Here is a 4,661-nt window from a genome sequence, read left to right as displayed (position 1 = left end):
CCATTCTCTCAAACTCGTTAGCTACCGAATGAATATTATCAACCGCTTGTTGAAAAGCAGCAGAAAATTGTTTCGTTAAATCTAAAACTTGTTGATTCGCTTCTTGTGCTTTCGAGTTAACAGATAGCGTTGTACGCGTCGCCTTTGTTATAGAACGACTTGTTGCACTTTGAATTCTGTCAGAGGCTGATCTCATTTTCGTAGCAATTTGTGTTGCTGTTTGTAAATTACTTTGAAATTGTCCCATTCTTTAAAATCCTTTCCGGAATTTTCTGAACATATCAAGGGAATTCCTATAAATATATGAAATTTCCTATCAATATCGATTTTTCTAAGTTATCAACTAACCTTTACATACCCCTTTTTCCTAATATAAAATTATACCATGTAAAAAACTAGAAATTATTTTTAATTTAAGTCAAATTATATAGATAATACGATTTTTGAATTAATCACTTATTAGCAATTTGAAAATCGCATATAAATTTAAATTGACATATTTATAGCAAGGAAATGCTTGTATGCTGATCTGTACTGCATTCCCTTATTATATGTATGCTATATTCTTATTCGCCTTTTTCTAACAGTAGAACCACGAATCTTGGCGAAGACATTGGTTTTTGCCCTGTCCTGGGGTCCGTCCTCGCTTTTTATTCCACGGTTCCCTTGACAACGAGCCTCCGAACCCTCAAACTCCCAAAGCTAACCCCAGCGGGCAAAAACCGCCCTTATGGGGCCACCCCTGGCGAGTTTGCATGAGGGTTCCCCTCATCGTCAAGGAACTTTCGCGGCATAAACGCCAGGACTCAGCGATTCCACATGCGCGGCAACCACGATTCCTTCTAAATACATTTTTTATTTATTGCTAACAATAAATAAAAAGCTAATTTTCATAGAAAATTATACCTATAATTTCACTTACCGTATTTTAAAACTTCTTAATAAAAAAACAGAACATTAAAGTGTATTATATTTTTTCACTTGTAACGGGATCGTTACAACATATAAATCTACAGCATAATAAGTAATCCAAATCCCTTTACCTTCAACATCAAGTTTTGATTGGTAAAACTGTTCTAAAATTTTTCGTTTCCCCCATCTTTTAGGGAACCATTTGAATACTTTAGGAACATTATATTTTTTATTAGACCATACCTTTAATCTCCATAGAACTAAAATAACTGTAATCAGGATAATAAAATTAATAAACTCAGAATATGAAGCTTTTAAAAACATATATCCTCTACCTTTTCATTAGAAATGTAACAACTTATCCTCTTAAAATAGCTTTTTTTACAATAAAATAAGTAATAGAAAATAATAAACAAGTACCAATTATACCAAAAACTGCAACTGAAATGTTACCTGCTAATGTTTCATTCGGATCAAATGCATTAGGTAAAATTGTACCGAAAATTGCAATACACGCTAATATAATCATAAGATATTTGAATTTTTTCACCTTTTTATTCATACTAATTATCTCCCTAAATCTTTAATAATAGATTCTTTACCTAACCTCAAAAAATCATTTTCCAAATAATTTCGCAAAAAAACCTTTTGGTTTTGTAGCTGCCGTTAATAATTTTGTTTCTTGTACTTCTCTAATTGTTTCAAGTAACTTCTGATCACGTTTCTCTAACTTATTATCAATATAATCTTGTTGTTTTTGAAGTTGTTCAATTAACAATTTATTAAATTCCTCTTGTTTCTCACTATATTCTCTAAGTTTACTAACTTCATTTTTTAATGATTTTAATTCTTCAGCTAAAATTTCTCCAACTTCTTTACTAGGTACAGGCTTTATACTTTCCCCACCTGTAGCAAAATAATGTTCAATTTGTTTTATTGAGTAATTCTGCTCTCTATGTAATTGTTTAACCATCTTCATTTGCTCAAGAGCTTTCTCATTAAAAACATTATAACCTGATTCATTTTTCTCTAAAGGAATATACGTCCTTAATTCTTTCATCCAATTTCTTATAACATTTGGCGATTCATCTAAACACAATGCAACTTCTTTAACAGTCATGGCTATATAACCTGGTTTTTCTTCACCTAGGTTTTCACTTTTATCCATCTTTGTACCCACCTTTAAAACCTAGATAAAAACCTAAGTTTTTTAAATATCAAGGGTTATTTTTAAAAAAATCAACCTTGATACCTAGGTATAAAACCTAGGTTTTTACTAATTCATTTTACTAAGGTTTATATCCTTCTGTCATATAAAAATAACGGAATTCTTCACATTTCTAAGTCATGCTTCATTTTCTTCTTAATAAATGATTATTTAATCCATATAGCGAAGACCATGGCGGCGCCACAAAAAGTTTTCTAATAACCTTGCAACAAACCACAATTAAATTTACATTTTTGTTTTTTAACATAGTAAATTTCAATCAAAAAATAAACCACTTTATAAAATTGGAAATTCTGAATCAAAAAAGAGAGAAGAGCATAAGGGGTTTTTGGGCCCAACTAGGGGTTGGGCCTAGGCGGAGCCTAGCTTAAACGTGGGTACACGAAAATTCCCAGGATGTCCACTCACTAACGACATAATATTTTTAATAAATTGCGATCAAACATTACTTTAAAATACTAAAAGAAAACAATTAGCATTAAATAAATATAAATCCTTAATCTAGAATCAAATAACAACAAAATACAGAATACTATTCAGGAGCTTCAGAATCCTTTGTAAAGAATATAAATCTAAAACAATACTATTTGTCGCGAAAACGAAAACAAACGCTTAAAAAGCAAAGTAAACAGGTTTAAAAGAAGGTTTTCCTTTGCTTTTGGGGTTGAGGCTGGTTCGTCGTGTGGGGACGAGCCCCCACGTATTACGTATCTATAAATATGGTAAGTGAAATTATTAGACGAAGGCACTAGCGGTTCGGCTCGTATAATAGCAATTCAAGCCGATGATCCCAAATAGTTGCTTTTGGATGTATCGGCTTGGTGATATCCAAACTCGAGCCGAAAAAAGTTTTGCAAGGATGTAGCAAAGCGAAAAGGGTGGAGATTTTTTGTAGCAAAGCGAAGGAAAATACGACCCGTTCCTTGCGGAACTTTTAGCCATTTCTATATAGAGTGAGAAGGGACAAGCATACCAAAGTAGAAAAACCCCAGTAATACCAAGGGTTTCAGGATTTTTCGTACTTACCGTTTTTGGTAAGTAAACTTACCGTTTTTGGTAAGTACGAAATTAACAAAAAAAGTCTACTAATTAAAGTAGACTTAGAATAATTTAATAGGTAAATTTTTAAGTTGTTTAGGAACCTTTCTAAACATAGCTTTAAGTGTTGGATTGACTTCGTCTCTATTCCCTGAAAACATAACATGAGGATTTATAAACAAAGCATATGCCCTAACATTATTATCATCAACACCACTCTCTGAACGAGCAATAATACCTTTATCAATTAGTTTTCTAACCAAAGGACTAACTTTCGTTTCATGTCTTCCTATTTTTTTTGCTAATTCTCGTTGAGTTAATGGGATTTGTTCTTTAGAGTTAATATCACTAACTAAACAATTACTTAAAAAACCTACACACATTGAAATATCTAATAAAAATACCTTCTCAGCATTTGTTAAATAATCAATTTCAAATAAATACTGGATGTTTTGTTGAATGATCTGAACAAACTTCGCTTTATTCTTCACTTTACGTTCAGGAACTAATTTCATTCCTCTTAAGCCAGCCTTTGCTTGAAGTTCATTTGCTAAATACATCTCTTCTTCTGACAAAATCTTCGAATCCTCGATATCTCTTAATCTTGCATTTTTTTCAGCTTGTTTTAAATTGATAGTATTTGTCATAACTTTTCTCCTCATTCCTAGTATTTACAACTAGTACGGAGACTTTTTTTATGCTATTATGTAATTAGAATTTTATAAGAATAAAAAAGCCTCTTATGTATAGTTGTAGCGTCGCAACTCAATTATATCATGATTGGCTTTTTTTGTTGTAACTAAAAGAAAAAGAGTCCTGTATACAGGACTCTTTTTTATATTTCTAAGTGTAGAAAATTCTAAAAAAGAAAAGAATGGGCAAGCTACGGGTTTGGCATGCCCAACCCCAAAAACGTTGTTTTTGACTTGCTAGGAAGTTTCCTAGAACCTTTACTTTTTTTCTCGGAATTTCATTCCTTCGTTCAAAAAAACGGTTGTCGCTTCGCTCGATTTTCTATCTTTTTTGAAAGTAAACTTTTTATTATTTGTTTACTTTCAGTGATAGAAGTAGTACCACATGCCCATCAACCCAATATTTTGGAGTACCTCCAAAAAAAATTCACCTCAGATACAACAAAAGAGCCTTACCTCTGTAGGTAAGGCTTCACTAGTATAGTTGTATATATTTACATAACAATTAAGAAACATAAAACATATAATACCAAGTAGCAGAACCCTAACATTCCGCCTATAGCTAGTACCTGTTTAACCCAGCTCTTGAATTTCAGATTACTGTCAATAATCGCTTGCACTCTTTCCATATCCGTTTCCTCCTATTAAGGAGAACCCTTAAAGACTCTCACCTCGCTATGATACCATTAAGGAATGACTAATAAAGGTCTAATTTTGTCTAAACGTATAAATATGCAATATTGCATATAGAAATGTATTGTTATAAATGTAAGCGCTTACTATAATAAGGG

General features: G+C 32.0%; 6 protein-coding genes. All 6 read right to left on the bottom strand.

Annotated elements, in window-relative coordinates; all coding sequences use genetic code 11:
- The coding region (locus CQZ94_RS30210; RefSeq protein ID WP_105588371.1) for a TIGR04197 family type VII secretion effector at positions 1-247 on the bottom strand (247 nt) is incomplete at its 3' end.
- Positions 248-957: 710 nt separating this feature from the next.
- On the bottom strand, positions 958-1,236 hold the full coding sequence (locus CQZ94_RS30205) for a hypothetical protein (protein ID WP_105588370.1): 279 nt from the start codon (positions 1,234-1,236) through the stop codon (positions 958-960).
- A gap of 34 nt (positions 1,237-1,270) precedes the next feature.
- Complete coding sequence (locus CQZ94_RS30200) at positions 1,271-1,474, bottom strand: hypothetical protein (protein ID WP_105588369.1); 204 nt, start codon at positions 1,472-1,474, stop codon at positions 1,271-1,273.
- A 54-nt stretch (positions 1,475-1,528) separates the two neighbouring features.
- Entirely contained in the window at positions 1,529-2,080 is a 552-nt protein-coding gene (locus tag CQZ94_RS30195; protein ID WP_105588368.1) for a MerR family transcriptional regulator, read from the bottom strand.
- Between the two features lie 1,160 nt (positions 2,081-3,240).
- Positions 3,241-3,825, bottom strand: a complete 585-nt coding sequence (locus tag CQZ94_RS30190) for a MarR family transcriptional regulator (protein ID WP_098116771.1) — start codon at positions 3,823-3,825, stop codon at positions 3,241-3,243.
- 539 nt (positions 3,826-4,364) lie between these two features.
- Positions 4,365-4,499, bottom strand: coding sequence for a hypothetical protein (locus CQZ94_RS32180; protein ID WP_258166049.1), 135 nt, complete (start codon positions 4,497-4,499; stop codon positions 4,365-4,367).
- Positions 4,500-4,661: the final 162 nt, after the last annotated feature.

This window comes from Bacillus sp. MYb209, from assembly GCF_002975175.1.
Classification (GTDB): domain Bacteria; phylum Bacillota; class Bacilli; order Bacillales; family Bacillaceae_G; genus Bacillus_A.
Note: the sequence above shows the minus strand (reverse complement) of the source record. Positions and strands in the feature narration are given on the sequence as shown.

What these genes read in the sequence shown, in the direction of transcription:
- CQZ94_RS30205 (WP_105588370.1), bottom strand. Translation starts at nt 1,236, where the DNA reads ATGTTTTTAAAAGCTTCATATTCTGAGTTTATTAATTTTATTATCCTG.
- CQZ94_RS30200 (WP_105588369.1), bottom strand. Translation starts at nt 1,474, where the DNA reads ATGAATAAAAAGGTGAAAAAATTCAAATATCTTATGATTATATTAGCG.
- CQZ94_RS30195 (WP_105588368.1), bottom strand. Translation starts at nt 2,080, where the DNA reads ATGGATAAAAGTGAAAACCTAGGTGAAGAAAAACCAGGTTATATAGCC.
- CQZ94_RS30190 (WP_098116771.1), bottom strand. Translation starts at nt 3,825, where the DNA reads ATGACAAATACTATCAATTTAAAACAAGCTGAAAAAAATGCAAGATTA.
- CQZ94_RS32180 (WP_258166049.1), bottom strand. Translation starts at nt 4,499, where the DNA reads ATGGAAAGAGTGCAAGCGATTATTGACAGTAATCTGAAATTCAAGAGC.